Source organism: Pseudomonas sp. P5_109, from assembly GCF_034009455.1.
Classification (GTDB): domain Bacteria; phylum Pseudomonadota; class Gammaproteobacteria; order Pseudomonadales; family Pseudomonadaceae; genus Aquipseudomonas.
On sequence record NZ_CP125380.1, the window covers coordinates 5,644,878 to 5,659,869 of the forward strand.

The 14,992-nt window shown below is 61.7% G+C and carries 8 protein-coding genes; 5 read left to right on the forward strand and 3 right to left on the reverse strand.

Annotated elements, in window-relative coordinates; translation table 11 throughout:
• Positions 1-196 precede the first annotated feature (196 nt).
• From QMK54_RS25035 to QMK54_RS25045, 3 genes are all read right to left on the reverse strand, one after another.
• Positions 197-946: an enoyl-CoA hydratase-related protein gene (locus QMK54_RS25035; protein ID WP_223592571.1), complete on the reverse strand. Its 750-nt coding sequence runs from the start codon at positions 944-946 to the stop codon at positions 197-199.
• Positions 947-1,092: 146 nt separating this feature from the next.
• Positions 1,093-2,028 (reverse strand): iron-sulfur-binding ferredoxin reductase, encoded by a 936-nt coding sequence (locus tag QMK54_RS25040; protein ID WP_110662205.1) that lies wholly within the window; start codon positions 2,026-2,028, stop codon positions 1,093-1,095.
• The gene (locus tag QMK54_RS25045; RefSeq protein ID WP_320401510.1) at positions 2,021-3,127 is read right to left on the reverse strand and encodes a GGDEF domain-containing protein; all 1,107 of its coding nucleotides are present in this window, start codon (positions 3,125-3,127) and stop codon (positions 2,021-2,023) included. The genes QMK54_RS25040 and QMK54_RS25045 overlap by 8 nt, the downstream gene beginning before the upstream one ends.
• 508 nt (positions 3,128-3,635) lie before the next feature.
• On the opposite strand from QMK54_RS25045, the gene QMK54_RS25050 reads away from it, so the two are divergent.
• The 5 genes from QMK54_RS25050 (at position 3,636) to QMK54_RS25070 (ending at position 14,851) form a co-directional block, all read left to right on the forward strand.
• Positions 3,636-5,159, forward strand: coding sequence for a fumarate hydratase (locus tag QMK54_RS25050; protein ID WP_160389258.1), 1,524 nt, complete (start codon positions 3,636-3,638; stop codon positions 5,157-5,159).
• Between the two features lie 208 nt (positions 5,160-5,367).
• Complete coding sequence (locus QMK54_RS25055; protein ID WP_223592567.1) at positions 5,368-10,002, forward strand: SpvB/TcaC N-terminal domain-containing protein; 4,635 nt, start codon at positions 5,368-5,370, stop codon at positions 10,000-10,002.
• A gap of 152 nt (positions 10,003-10,154) precedes the next feature.
• Complete coding sequence (locus QMK54_RS25060; RefSeq protein ID WP_320401511.1) at positions 10,155-11,921, forward strand: sensor histidine kinase; 1,767 nt, start codon at positions 10,155-10,157, stop codon at positions 11,919-11,921.
• On the forward strand, positions 11,915-13,240 hold the full coding sequence (locus QMK54_RS25065) for a sigma-54-dependent transcriptional regulator (protein WP_223592563.1): 1,326 nt from the start codon (positions 11,915-11,917) through the stop codon (positions 13,238-13,240). Before QMK54_RS25060 ends, QMK54_RS25065 begins: the two co-directional genes overlap by 7 nt.
• Positions 13,241-13,531: 291 nt before the next feature.
• Positions 13,532-14,851, forward strand: coding sequence for an MFS transporter (locus QMK54_RS25070; RefSeq protein ID WP_223592561.1), 1,320 nt, complete (start codon positions 13,532-13,534; stop codon positions 14,849-14,851).
• Positions 14,852-14,992: the final 141 nt, after the last annotated feature.

Consider the following 14,992-nt stretch of genomic DNA (forward strand, 5'->3'; position numbering starts at 1 on the left):
TGAAAAACAAAAGCCCCGCCATGTGAATGGCGGGGCTTTTTGCTTTCTGATCCGGAAGGTGTATTGGCTGATCCGGTTTCTTCGCGATGTAAGCCCGCTCCCACAGGGTTTTGTGTTGATCACATGATTTGTGAACAACCCCGGTCAATGTGGGAGCGGGCTTGCTCGCGAAGGGGCCGCCCCTGTCACCACAAATTCAATGCCGTTTGATAAACCCGGTCAACGCCGCCAACGCCTCCGGCGATCTCAGCCGCTGGGTAAACAACGCCCCCTCCTCTTCAATCACCTTGCGTAACAGCTCCCGGTCCGGCGCCTTCATCAATTGCTTGCTGATGCGCACCGCTTCCGGCGGCAGCGACTCAAAGCGCAACGCCATCTCCCGAGCCTTGGCCAAGGCCTCTTCGCCACTGCCCAAGGCTTCGGACGCGATGCCCCACGCCGCAGCCTGTTCACCATTGAAACCCTCACCGAGCAGCAGCAACTCCGCCGCTTTCGCCTGCCCGAGCAAGCGCGGCAGGATCAGGCTGGAACCGAACTCAGGACACAGGCCAAGGTTGACGAACGGCATGCGCAACCGTGCATCGCGGCTGACATAGACCAGATCGCAATGCAGCAGCATCGTCGTACCAATGCCCACCGCCGCGCCAGCCACGGCGGCGATCACCGGTTTGCGGCATTCGAGCAGATTGAGCATGAAGTGGAACACCGGGCTGTCGAGGCCGGTCGGCGGTTGCTGGACGAAATCGGCGATGTCGTTGCCGGCGGTGAAGCATTCGGCGGAACCGCTGATCAGCACGGCGTTGATCTCGGGGTCGGCGTCAGCCTGTTTCAACGCCTCGGCCAGATGGCTGTACATGGCGCGGGTCAGGGCGTTTTTCTTGTCCGGGCGATTCAGGCGCAGGGTCAACAGGCCGCGTTCGCGTTCAACTTGGATGGCATCGGTCATGGCAGGTCTCGGCGGTGCGAGGTCAGAAAATTTCATTGTGGCGAGCGAGCTTGCTCGCGCCGGGCTGCGCAGCGGCCCTAAAAACCTGTGAGCGCTGCGCACTCAAGCGCGAGCAAGCTCGCTCGCCACAACAGCGGTTTCAGCGCTCAACCACGGGGCAGGAACACATCGGCCAGCAGTTGATTGCGCGGCAATCCCGCCAGGTACAGGCGCCGGGCAAAGGCGTCGACACTGTCGGGGGCTCCGCAGAGTAAGGCCAGGGTTTGCCGCGAAACAAGGCGCAGTTGCGCCAAAGCCGCTGGCAACTCGGCCGGGGTCCACAGTTCGACACTCAGGTTCGGACGGCTGGCGGCCATGGCTTGCAGCGGTTTGGCCAGGTAATGCTCATCCGCATCATGGGCCAGGTGAATGACGCGGATGGCGCCCTGGTGATCCTGCCGCAACGCTTCGCGCAATACGCCAAACAATGGCCCCAACCCGGTACCGGCGGCCATCAACCACAACGGCCGGGCGTGCCAGTCCGGGTCGTAATGCAAGGCGCCGCCGCGCAGCTCACCGAGACGGATCGCATCGCCGATGCGCAGTTGCCTGGCGGAATCGCTGAATTCCCCGGGCTTGCGGCAATCGAGATGAAACTCCAGGAATCGGTCTTCCTGCGGCAGGCTCGCGAGGGAATATGGCCGCGCCACGCTGCCCGCCCACAACACCAGGTGCTGGCCGGCGCTGTAGCGCAACGGTCGCTGGGGGATTACGCGTAGACGCAGGACCGTGGCGCTCAACCAATCGACGGCAGCCACTTCGGCCGGTCGGCCATCGGTTTGCGGGTCGAAGGCATGCACCTGCAAGTCCTCAATCACCTGGCACTGACACGCCAGCCGCCAGCCCTGTTCACGCTGCTGAGCACTCAGGGCATCGGGGCGGCTGTCGCTCGGCAGCCCCCGTACACACTGCACCAGGCACGCATGGCAACTGCCGGCGCGGCAACTGTAAGGCACTGGCACGCCGTTCTGATTCAACGCGTCGAGCAGGTTGCTGCCCGCCGCCACCGACCAGTGGCGCTCGCCGACCCGCAGTTCAGGCATCGACGTTCTCCCACGCTGCCGCGCATCGGTTGCGGCCGTCACGCTTGGCGCGATAGAGCGCCTGATCGGCCCGTTGCAGTGCGTCATCGAGGTCATCGCCCAGTTCCAGCAGGGTCATGCCGGCGGACAGGCTGAGGTTGCGCACATTCAGACCGATCAACTCGACATCGGTGAACGCGATGCGCAGCCGTTCGCAGCACGAGGTCAGACTGTCGGCATCGCAATCGGGCAGCAGCACCACGAACTCTTCACCGCCGTAACGGGCCAGAACGTCACCGTCACGCAGGCACGCGGTCGCGACGCCGGAAAAGGCTTGCAGCACCTGATCGCCAGCGGCATGCCCATGCAGGTCGTTGATGCGTTTGAAATGGTCGAGGTCGATCAGCGCCAGGCCGTGCACGACATCGGCGTCCATGGCGTGCAATTCGCGCGACGCCAGGCGCAGGAAGTGCCGGCGATTGAACAGACCGGTGAGCTCGTCGGTGGCCACCAGGTCTTCTAGCTGGCGCATCATCCCGCGCAACGTGTCCTGGTGCGCCTGCAAGGCAAAACGCCGCTGGCGCATACGCTGCCGCGAGGCCTGGACGTAACGTGCATACAACACCAGCCACACCAGCACGATGAACAGCACACAAACCTGCAACACCGCCATGGCCGGGTCGGGTAACTGGAAGTGATAGCCCTCCCACAGCGTGATCGCGCTGAAGCTGAAAAACACCAGCAGTGCGCAACGCACAAAGGACCGGCGTGACAGATGGAACAGGCCGAACAGCAGGATCAGCACGTAAAACACCAGGAACGCGCCTCGGGCTTCGTCCAGATGGGCGATCAGCCAGGTTTGCCAGCCCAGCCCCAGCAACACTTGCGCCTCGGTCAGGCTGGGATCTGCGAAACGCAGGTTGCAGCCGCTGTAGAACACGGCAAACAGGATGACCTGGCTGGTTACGACCAGTGCGCTGCCGGTGGCGACACTGGACAGCGGCGCGTCGTAGTGACCGGTAAAAAAAGCCAGCCACAACAACAGCAGTGCCAGGGCATAGGTGCCGGCCGCGAGGGCGAAACGTTTGAGCAACAGGCGCTGGATGGCGTTATGGGTCAATCGTTGACTCACCAAATGAAAGAGACTGACAGAGCGTCCTACTCTACAGACCGTATGTCACTTTAGTGGCGTGGCCTATAAATGACCATTCAATTTTCGGGATGGACGGACTGAGCCTTGCACGAACCTGTGGCGAGGGGGCTTGTCGGACCGCCGCATCGCCCCGTTGGACTGCGAAGCAGTCCCGGCAACAGACAACTCATTGAATCAGGTGGATCGTTTTCACCGGTTTTGCGGTTGCTTCGCAACCGAACGGGGGCAAGCCCCCTCGCCACAAAAGCCACGCACGCCTCTTGCCGCTTCAAACTTGCCGCCAATAGCTGCTCCTATGCGACCAACGATTGACTACCGGCGCGTGTGCCTGCCTTTGATGCGCGGTATACTGCCGCGCCTTTTTAGCGTCGCGCCAGCTTGCCCGGCGTGCCTTGAAAGGTGCTTGCAACCGACCGATGCACCCAAGCTGCAAGCACCTTATTGAATGTTCCCGTCTTTTAGAGGAGCGCGACTCATGACCGTGATCAAGCAAGACGACCTGATTCAGAGCGTTGCCGACGCCCTGCAGTTCATTTCCTATTACCACCCCGTGGATTTCATCCAGGCAATGCACGAAGCCTACCTGCGCGAAGAATCGCCAGCGGCCCGTGACTCGATGGCACAGATCCTGATCAACTCGCGCATGTGCGCCACCGGCCACCGGCCGATCTGCCAGGACACCGGTATCGTCACCGTGTTTGTCCGCGTGGGTATGGACGTGCGCTGGGATGGCGCCACCATGGGCCTGGACGACATGATCAACGAAGGCGTGCGTCGCGCCTACAACCTGCCGGAAAACGTCCTGCGTGCTTCGATCCTCGCCGACCCGGCGGGCGCTCGCAAGAACACCAAGGACAACACCCCGGCCGTTATCCACTACTCCATCGTTCCGGGTAACACCGTGGAAGTGGACGTGGCGGCCAAGGGCGGCGGTTCCGAGAACAAGTCGAAGATGGCCATGCTCAACCCGTCCGACTCGATCGTCGACTGGGTTCTGAAGACCGTTCCGACCATGGGCGCCGGCTGGTGCCCACCGGGCATGCTCGGCATCGGCATCGGCGGCACCGCCGAGAAAGCCGCCGTTATGGCCAAGGAAGTGTTGATGGAATCCATCGACATTCACGAGCTCAAGGCCCGTGGCCCGCAGAACCGCATTGAAGAAATGCGCCTGGAGCTGTTCGAGAAGGTCAACCAGCTGGGCATCGGTGCCCAGGGCCTCGGTGGCCTGACCACCGTGCTCGACGTAAAAATCATGGACTACCCGACCCACGCAGCCTCGCTGCCGGTGTGCATGATCCCGAACTGCGCCGCCACCCGTCACGCACACTTCGTGCTCGACGGCTCCGGCCCGGCTTCGCTGGAAGCGCCACCGCTGGACGCCTACCCGGAAATCGTCTGGGAAGCCGGTCCGTCGGCCCGCCGCGTCAACCTCGACACCCTGACCCCGGAAGACGTGCAAAGCTGGAAGCCGGGCGAAACCGTCCTGCTCAACGGCAAGATGCTCACCGGTCGCGACGCCGCGCACAAGCGCATGGTCGAGATGCTGAACAAGGGCGAAACCCTGCCGGTAGACCTCAAGGGTCGCTTCATCTACTACGTCGGCCCGGTTGATCCGGTCGGTGACGAAGTGGTTGGCCCGGCCGGTCCTACCACCGCGACGCGGATGGACAAGTTCACCCGCCAGATCCTCGAGCAGACCGGCTTGCTGGGCATGATCGGCAAATCCGAGCGCGGCCCGACCGCGATCGAAGCGATCAAGGACAACAAGGCCGTGTACCTGATGGCCGTCGGCGGCGCCGCTTACCTGGTCGCCCAGGCGATCAAGAAGTCCAAGGTGCTGGCGTTTGCCGAACTGGGCATGGAAGCGATCTACGAGTTCGAAGTCAAGGACATGCCGGTCACCGTTGCAGTCGACAGCAAGGGCGAGTCGGTACACATCACTGGTCCTGCCATCTGGCAGAAGAAGATCAGTGAAAGTTTGGCGGTGGAAGTGCAGTAAACGCTGACAGGGCTCCATGAGAACCGGTCTGCCAGCAACGGCAGACCGGTTTTTTTACGCCTGATAAAAAGTGATCGAAGGCTCGAACCTGCGCATCATTTGATCTGAAAACACCGGGCTGACCTGTCAGATCTGACAGGTTACAGCCATCAGTGTCGCTGATAGCTTGAATGCACTCGATGCACTCTCTGTCACGGCGGACACTTCCATGGCAACTGAACAGCAAGGCACCATTGAAATCAACGCCCCCGCCCTCCCCAAGGGCGGAGGTGCCATCCAGAGCATCGGCAAGGGCTCGGGTGGTGTCGGTAGCAAAGGAACCGCATCACAGGAACTGCCGCTGCCAATCAGCAAGGCACCCAATCGTGGCCTGGTTCCGCCCCTGAGCCTGGGTTACAGCAGCGACGTCGGCAACAGTCCGTTCGGCATCGGCTGGCACCTGACCACCAATGCCATCACCCTGCGCACCGTCAAGGGTGTGCCGAAGTATGACGGCAACGATCAGGTGGTCGGCCCCGGTGGTGATGTGTGGATGCCCGAGAAGAATGACGATGGCAAAGTCATTTCAAAATTGGTATCCGAATACAACGGCGTTCAGTTAGGTGCTCACCAGGTCGTGCGCTACTGGCCGCGGGTCGAAGGCGCTTTCGATTTGATCGAGCACTGGACCAAAGAGGGTGATGCCGACAATCCAGCGGGCTTCTGGCTGATCCATGGTGCGGACGGCAGCTTGCACTGCTACGGCAAAACCGAAGCGTCACGCCGGGCCGATCCGATCGAAAAGTCCCACGTCGGTGTTTGGCTGATCGATGAAAGCCTGAACCTGCGCGGTGAACATGTGGTGTACCTGTACCAGGCGGAAGTCGAAGCGCCGACCGCCCCGCAGTTCCGCGACTTCCGCAGCCAGCGTTACCTGCGTCGGGTTCTGTACGGTAATGCCCAGGCCAACGCCAACCTGTATGCATGGAAAGCCGATGGCTGGAAAGACGCGACCTGGCATTTCCACCTGCTGTTTGACTACGGCGAACGCAGTGCCGACCTGACGCAAGTGCCGGTTTACGACTTGCCCGGCATAGAACGCGGCGAGTGGGGCGCACCGCGCAAGGACCCCTTCTGGAACTACGCCTACGGGTTCGAACTGGGTTCCCGGCGCCTGTGCCGTCAGGTCCTGATGTTTCACCAGTTCACCGAAGAACTGGGTAACGACCCGGTGCTGGTCCAGCGCCTGCTGCTCGAACATCGCCCGAGCACGCTGGGTTACAACCACCTGACCGCCGCGCACATCCAGGCCTATGACAACCAGGGGCAGATGGAAAGTCGCCCGCCCATGGAGTTTTTCTACAACCCGTTTGAACTTGACCCCACGCGCGAAGGTTACAGCGAGTTCCCCGAGATGCCGGGGCTCAATGACGGTCAGCGCTATCAACTGGTGGACTTGTATGGCGAGGGCATGCCCGGCGTGCTGTTCAGCAGCGACAAGGCCTGGTACTACCGAGAACCGCTGCGCGCCGACAGTGGTGGCAACGACGTGAGTTATGGCGACTGGGAGTTATTGCCCGGTATTCCCGTGGCCGATAGCAGCAAGCCCATTCGCCAGTCCCTCAGCGACCTGACTGGCGACGGCAAGCTCGACTGGGTAATCGCCCGCCCCGGCCTGTCCGGCTTTTTCACCCTGAATCCTGACCGAAGCTGGTCGAACTTCGTGGCCTACCTGGCGTGTCCCAATGAGTTTTTTCATCCCATGGCGCAATTGGCGGACCTGGTGGGTGACGGCCTGACCGACCTGGCCTTGATCGGCCCGCGTAGCGTGCGCCTGTATTCAAGCCGTCGCGCCGTCGGGTTCAGCCATGGGACCAACGTGCCTCATGACGACGACTCGCTCCCCTTGTTGAGCAGCACCCAGACCGAACTGGTGGCTTTCAGCGATCCGCTGGGCAGCGCGACACAACACTTGATCCGCATCCGCCACAACGAAGTCAAAGTCTGGCCGAATCTGGGGCATGGAAAATTCGGCAAGGGTTTCATCCTTTGCCAGCTGGATTTCAAGTATGCAGAGTTCGATTCGTCGCGGGTGCGGCTGGCGGACCTGGACGGCTCGGGCGCGGTAGACCTGATCTACCTGGAGTCCGACGGTTTCCGGGTATACATGAATCATGGCGGCAAAGGCTTCGAAAATGACTATGTGAAAATGCCATGGCCGCAAGGAGTGCGTTACGACCGCTTCTGCCAAGTGAGCATCGCTGACGTGCAAGGGCTGGGTTGTTCCAGTCTGATCCTCACCGTGCCTCACATGAAGCCCCAGCATTGGCGCTATGACTTCGTCAACGCCAAACCGTATCTGGTCAATGCCAGCCACAACAACATGGGCGCCGTGACAGGCGTGAGTTATCGCAGTTCGGCCCAGGAATGGCTGGACGAAAAAGCCGAGCTGATCGCGGCCGGCAAAGCGCCTGTTTCACACCTGCCGTTCGCCATGCACCTGGTCAGCCGGCAGACTCAGCTGGATGAAATCACCGATAACCGGCTGACCCAGTGCTTCACCTATCGCCAGGGTTTTTACGACAGTTACGAGCGCGAGTTCAGGGGGTTCGGCCTGCTGCTGCAGACCGATACCGAAGCTTCGGCGGCTGAACGCTCAAGCCTGGGTTTCACCGCGCCGATCCTGAGCAAAACCTGGTTTCACACCGGCCGCGCCATCGACATGCGCGACGACGGTTACTACGCCGGCGACGCAAAGGCAGTGCCACTGCGCCCGACGCTTGTGCACGAGTATCACCTCAACGACGCAGCGGGTCGTGTGATTGATCCCGACGAAGACCTCGCCCGCGAAATAGCTCGTACCCTCAGCGGCTCGGTGCTGCGCGCGGAGGTGTTTGCCGCCGACGACGATCCCGAAACGGCCGTGCCCTACTCCGTGCAGGAAAACCGCGCGCTCATTCGCCAGTTGCGCCCCAAGGGCAAACATCATCCCTATGCCGTGCTGCAATCACTGGCGCTGGAAAGCATCGCTTACCAATACGAGCCGCAGGTGGCCGACGACCCATTGGTCCAGCACACACTCAACCTGCAGTGGGACAAGTTCGGCAGCCTCACCCACGGTTTTGTCGTGCACTACGCCCGGCGCAAGACCGACAAGGACAGTCCGCCCTTCGCCGTCGAAACGCCTGGCGACGAAAGCGATGAAGACTACGAGAACAGATGGTGGCTGGACGCCCATGACGAAGCACAACAGTGCTGGTACCTGACCGAAGCCAAGGCCGAGTACCGCCATCTGGAAAATCCTGACGGTTGGCGTCTGGGCATCCCCTATCGTCAGCGCGGCAATGCGCTGGTGCTGGATAAGGACGAACTCAAGCCTGTCGACATCCACCACGAAAACTTCCTCGAGCGGGCCGTCGACGGCGGAGCCTGGGCAACCCGGGCGGTGCTGACCCGTTTGTCGCTGCAACGCTATCAGGATCCGGCCTCAGGCCAGTTACTGGACCCGGATAAACTGGTCTTCAGCGCCCTGCCCGACTACACGGAAACCGCCGAACTGGATGCCACCGCCCTGAGCGCCTACGACAAACTCAAGGACGCGGACGGCAACATGCCGTTCAACCTCAAGGAGAAACTCGAATCCCCAGAAGTCGGCTATCACATCATTGATCGGTTCTTGCCAGACGCTCCTGCAGGTGAACCCAAGGACCCGACCAATGCCAAGAGCTTTCTGTGGTCCGTGCGCAAAAGCTTCCCCACGTACCATGGCCTGGACAGTTTTTATAACGTCGAGAAGTTCCAGCAGACCAAGAGCCATGGCATCACCACGGTCGCCTATGACAAACACTGGTGCCTGAGCACCGCCGTCACCCTGCCGGATGGCTGCACGACACGGATTCTCGATGTCGACTACCGATCGTTCCTGCCCGCAGGCATCATCGACCCCAATCAAAACACCCAGGAGGCTCGCTACAACGCGTTCGGCGAAGTGCTGGTGACCAGCTTCCACGGCACGGAACTGGGTGTCGAGGTCGGTTTCTACCCGCTCAGCGGCTACCAGCCACCGGAAGACCGCACGCCAGCGGGCGCTATCGCCGACAAGCACAAAGCCATCGGCAACTACGCCACTGCCACATTCTCTGCGCCCTTCAGCTGGATGGGCAAAGTCCCCGCGATCGATCCCACGCAATGGCTGCGCTGGGCTCGCAACGAAGGTTTTGTATTGCCCGACGGCCATATCTGTAGCCGGGCTCGCGTGCATCTCGAGGGCTTGCAAAATCCTTCAGCGGACGAGCAGCGGCTGCAGCGCTACATCGAGAATGCTCATCGCGAACCCGTACATGTCGTCACCTTGCAGGCCGACCGTTATCCCGGCGATCCGGAGCTGCAAATCCGCGCGGCCATCGCCTGCTGGGACGGTTTCGGCCGTTCCCTGCAAACCAAGCAAGAAGTCGAACCCGGACTGGCCTGGTGGGTGCACGAAAATGGCGAACTGACACTCGACAACTACGGCCGCCCCAAGGAAGCACAGGCAGAGCGGCGCTGGCGAGTCAGCGAACGGGTCGAATACAACAACAAAGGTGAGAAAGTGCGGATCTATCGCCCTTACTTTGCCAGCGCCTATCGCTACATCAACGACGCTTCGATTCGCGAATCGGGCTACCACGACCAACAGTTCTACGACGCCGCCGGCCGCCCGACACACACCGTTCTGGCGAAAAAAATGTTGCAGGGCCATCCACCGCAAGAGAAACCGTTGCGCCGCGAACAACGCTATCGCACCTGGTACAACATTGCCTTTGATGAGAACGACTTGTTTGATCCGCCGCACGCAAAACGGCAGACGAACTGGACAATCCATTGAACGCCTGACAAGTCGTTGAGCAATGGGATGGCCGAGGTTGTCAAACACAACCTTGGCTGATGCGGGGCGGCGGATCTCCTGCAACCCTTGTCTCTTCAAGCGGGTGCGCCATGCTATCGTGCCCGCCCGACTTTCTACCTGTTTGTGCCAGCATGCTGCCGATTTCCCGTAACGTGCGTTTGTCGCTGTATATTCTGTTGATCATCGCCGGCGCCGCCATCGCCGCCACCCTGGCCATGCGCCACGCCGTGCGCCAATCCATGGTCGAAGACGCGGCCCGTGCCAATCAACAACTGGCGCTGTACGCCACGTCCCTGCATACCCTGATCGAACGTTACCGCGCCCTGCCCGCCGTGCTGGCGCTGGACCCGGAGTTGCGCTCGGCGCTCAAGGGCGCGGTGAGTCCCGAGCAGCAGGATGCGCTGAACCGCAAACTGGAAAAGATCAACGGCGCGGCCGAGTCCTCGACCCTGGAACTGCTCGACCGCACCGGCCTCGCCGTGGCGGCGAGCAACTGGCGATTGCCCAGCAGTTATGTCGGCCACAACTACGGTTTCCGCCCTTATTTCAACCAGACCCGCACCCAGGGCACCGGGCGTTTTTACGCGGTGGGCGTGACCAGCGGGATTCCTGGCTACTTCCTCTCCAGCGCGGTCACCGATGACGACGGCCAGTTCCTCGGCGCCATGGTGGTGAAGCTGGAGTTTCCCGAACTGGAACGCGAGTGGCGTCAGGGCAGCGACACGCTGTTGGTCAGCGATGCGCGGGGGATCATTTTTATCGCCAACCAGCCGGGCTGGCGCTATCGCCTGCTCAAACCGCTGAGCGACAGCGATCACGCCGAACTCAAGACCACCCGCCAGTACGACAAGCAGCCGCTGACGCCGCTCGGGTTTCAATCGCTGCGGCGCTTCGACGACAACAGCGACCTGGCCCGGGTCGATGGCCCGGACGGCAAGGCGGATTACCTGTGGGAATCCCTGCCGCTGACGACTGAAGGCTGGACCCTGCACCTGCTGCGTCGCCCGCAAGTCGCCTTCGAAGAGAGCCGCAACGCCGCGCTTGCCGCGGCCGGGTTGTGGTTGACCCTGGTGTTCCTGCTGCTGTTTCTCAACCAGCGCTGGCGCCTGGCCAAACTGCGCCAGCGCAGTCGTGAAGAACTCGAACAGCTTGTAGAGGAGCGCACCCGCGACCTGCGCACCGCCCAGGAAGGCCTGGTGCAATCGGCCAAGCTCGCGGCGCTGGGGCAGATGTCCGCCGCCCTCGCGCATGAAATCAACCAGCCGCTCACCGCCCAGCGCATGCAGCTTGCTACTCTGAGGCTTCTGCTCGACCACGGCCGTGTCGACGACGCCTACAAGGCGCTCAAACCGGTGGACGAAATGCTCACGCGCATGGCCGCCCTCACTGGCCACCTGAAAACCTTCGCCCGCAAAAGCCCCAGCGGTTTGCGCGAGCGCCTGGACCTGGCGGCGGTGGTGGACCAGTCGCTGCAACTTCTCGACACAAGGTTGCGCGACGAACAGGTCAGCACGGTGTTGCACCTGACCCGACCGGCCTGGGTGCGCGGCGATGCGATTCGCCTGGAGCAGGTGCTGATCAACCTGCTGCGCAACGCCCTCGACGCGATGCAGGACAAACCCTGCAAACGCCTGGAAATCCGCCTCGAAGCCGACGAACAATTGTGGCGCCTGAGCGTGATCGACAACGGTGGCGGTATCGCCGAAGAGAACCTGCCCAAGGTGTTCGACCCATTCTTCACCACCAAACCGGTGGGCGATGGCCTGGGGATCGGTCTGGCCGTATCGTTTGCCATCGTTCACGAGTCTGGCGGGCGCCTGAGCGCCGACAATCATGACAAAGGTGCCGTGTTTACCATGACCCTGCCCATCGACCTGGAGGTGCATGCACCATGCTGAACTCAGTGATCGTGGTCGATGACGAAAGCAGCATTCGCAGTGCCGTCGAGCAATGGTTGAGCCTGTCGGGTTTCGAGGTGCAGTTGTTCAGCCGCGCCGATGAGTGCCTGGCGCAGTTGCCCAGGCACTTTGCCGGGGTGATTCTCAGCGACGTGCGCATGCCCGGCATGACCGGCCTGGAACTGCTGGCCGAAGTACAACGCCGGGATGCCGATTTGCCAGTGATCCTGTTGACCGGCCACGGCGATGTACCGATGGCCGTCGAGGCCATGCGCGACGGCGCCTACGACTTCCTGGAAAAACCCTTCAGCCCGGAAACCCTGCTCGGCAGCCTGCGCCGCGCCCTCGACAAGCGCCGGCTGGTGCTGGAAAACCGCGCCTTGCACGAGCAGGCGGACAACCGCGCCAAGCTGGATGCCACGCTGCTCGGCGTGTCCCGGGGTTTACAGACTCTGCGCCGGCAGGTGCTGGACCTGGCAACCCTGCCGGTCAACGTACTGATTCGCGGGGAAACCGGTAGCGGCAAGGAGCTGGTCGCGCGTTGCCTGCACGACTTCGGGCCGCGGGCCGACAAGCCGTTTGTCGCGCTCAACTGCGCGGCCATCCCCGAACAACTGTTCGAGGCCGAGCTGTTCGGGCACGAGAGCGGCGCGTTCACCGGGGCGTCCGGCAAGCGCATCGGCAAGCTCGAATACGCCGACGGCGGCACGCTGTTTCTCGATGAAATCGAAAGCATGCCGCTGGCCCAGCAGGTGAAACTGCTGCGGGTGTTGCAAGAGCAAAAACTCGAGCGACTGGGCTCGAACCAGAGCATCCGCGTGGATTTGCGCATCATTGCCGCGACCAAGCCGGACCTGCTCGACGAAGCGCGGGCCGGTCGTTTTCGCGAAGACCTGGCTTATCGTTTGAACGTCGCGGAACTGCGCCTGCCGCCCTTGCGCGAACGCCGCGAAGACATTCCGCTGCTGTTCGAATCCTTTGCGCAAAACGCCGCCGAACGGCTGGGACGTAAATTTCCACCGTTGAGCGGCGCGCAGTTGAGTCACCTGCTGAGCCATGACTGGCCGGGCAATGTGCGCGAACTGGCGAACGTCGCCGAGCGTCAGGTCTTGGGTTTGGGTGAACCGGAGCCAATCGGCATCGAGCCCGGCCAGTCGCTGGCGGCGCAGCAGGAAGCGTTCGAGGCGCAATGCCTGCGTGCGGCATTGACCCGGCACAAGGGCGATGTGAAAGCGGTGCTCGAAGAACTGCAACTGCCGCGCCGGACCTTCAATGAAAAGATGCAGCGGCATGGGTTGAGCAGGGAGATGTTCCTGTAGCGTCTGAACTGGCCCTTTCGCGAGCAAGCCCGCTCCCACAATGTTCGGCGTACACAACCCCCCTGTGGGAGCGGGCTTGCCCGCGAAGAGGCCAGTGCGGGCATTGCAAATCCACAAATCGAATCAGCAGTTTTCCGCTCACCACCAAACTTTTATAGGCGGATTTCCGCTCACCAAAACACCCTCACCCCTCTAGACCGGCCCTCTCCCCGTTGGCACAGCTCCTGCTATAGCCCCTGCAGGCTGCGTTTAATCGCGCTCCACAAAAACAATTAAATGAAGGATCCTTCAATGGATAACTCCAACTCCCTGCCGCTTGGGTCGGCTGCCGTGCCGGCCAAGGAAAGAACCACTTCCAGCCGCATCAGATCGATCTTCAGCGGTTCCGTTGGCAACATGGTCGAGTGGTACGACTGGTACGTCTACGCCGCCTTCTCCCTGTACTTCGCCAAGACCTTCTTCCCCAAGGGCGACACCACCGCCCAACTGCTCAACACCGCCGCGATCTTCGCCGTGGGCTTCCTGATGCGTCCGATCGGTGGCTGGCTAATGGGCCTGTATGCCGACAAGGTCGGGCGCAAAAAGGCCCTGATGGCCTCGGTGTACCTGATGTGCTTCGGCTCGCTGCTGATTGCCCTGAGCCCGGGTTATGAAGTCATCGGCATCGGCGCGCCGATCCTGCTGGTGTTCGCGCGCTTGCTGCAAGGCCTGTCGGTGGGTGGCGAATACGGCACCTCGGCCACTTACCTCAGCGAGATGGCCACCAAGGAGCGTCGCGGCTTCTACTCCAGCTTCCAGTACGTGACCCTGATCTCCGGCCAGCTCATCGCTTTGGCGGTGCTGATTGTCCTGCAGAACTTCCTGACCACCGAGGAGCTCTACGCCTGGGGCTGGCGCATTCCGTTCGCCATCGGCGCGCTGTGTGCCGTGGTGGCGTTGTACCTGCGTCGTGGCATGGAAGAAACCGAGTCCTTCACCAAGAAAGAGAAGGCCAAGGAAAGCGCAATGCGCACCTTGATGCGCCACCCCAAGGAACTGATGACCGTGGTCGGCCTGACCATGGGCGGTACCCTGGCGTTCTACACCTACACCACCTACATGCAGAAATACCTGGTGAACACCGTCGGCATGAGCATTTCCGACTCCACCACCATTTCCGCCGCCACGCTGTTCCTGTTCATGTGCCTGCAACCGATCGTCGGCGGGCTGTCGGATAAAATCGGTCGCCGGCCGATCCTGATTGCCTTCGGCATCCTCGGGACGCTGTTCACCGTGCCGATCCTCACCACCCTGCACACCGTCACGACCTGGTGGGGCGCGTTCTTCCTGATCATGGCGGCGCTGATCATCGTCAGCGGCTACACCTCGATCAACGCCGTGGTCAAAGCCGAACTGTTCCCGACCGAAATCCGCGCCCTGGGCGTGGGCCTGCCGTACGCACTGACCGTATCGATCTTCGGCGGCACCGCTGAATACATCGCGCTGTGGTTCAAGAGCATCGGCATGGAAACGGGTTACTACTGGTACGTGACCGCGTGTATTGCCGTGTCGTTGCTGGTGTACGTCACCATGAAGGACACCCGCAAGCACTCGCGGATCGTCACTGACTGATCGGCAAATCGAGGCTCGCAGCTCTAGCCTCTTCGCGAGCAAGCCCGCTCCCACACTGACCGCATGGCTTCAGTGTGGGAGCGGGCTTGCTCGCGAAGGGCACCATTCGTCTCCCCCTCCAGCAAGCTAATCATCGGTTAA